Below are 247 nucleotides of genomic sequence, written 5' to 3'. Positions count from 1 at the left end.
ACTGGTAGGCCGGGGCTGCCATACAATGAACTAAATGAGACTTATCGAGCGAAAAAGTGGCGCAAGTTAATCATGGCAAAGGCGATAAAATGAGCAGCCATGAAATAGACATCGCGGCGATCAAATCGCACCAACAAAGCGCGAAACTTGTCAATCCAGGCGAAAGAGCGCTCACTGGTGAAACGGTGTTTGTAGACATCAGGGTTGAACAGGCGTTTGCGTCCGCGTTTGGTGGTTTTGCGGTTGC

1 protein-coding gene is annotated in these 247 nt (G+C 49.8%); it reads right to left on the bottom strand.

Going from position 1 to position 247, the window contains the following annotated elements; translation table 11 throughout:
* Nucleotides 1–41 precede the first annotated feature (41 nt).
* Nucleotides 42–247, bottom strand: a 206-nt coding sequence (locus ACKX14_RS16320) for a hypothetical protein (protein WP_422449478.1), incomplete at its 5' end; no start/stop codon positions are given.

The organism is Thermorhabdus hydrogeniformans (genome assembly GCF_049310025.1).
In the GTDB taxonomy this organism is placed as follows: domain Bacteria; phylum Bacillota; class Thermosediminibacteria; order Thermosediminibacterales; family Tepidanaerobacteraceae; genus JBJYKD01.
The sequence above is the reverse complement of the archived record's forward strand: the minus strand, read 5'-3'. Positions and strand labels throughout refer to the sequence as shown.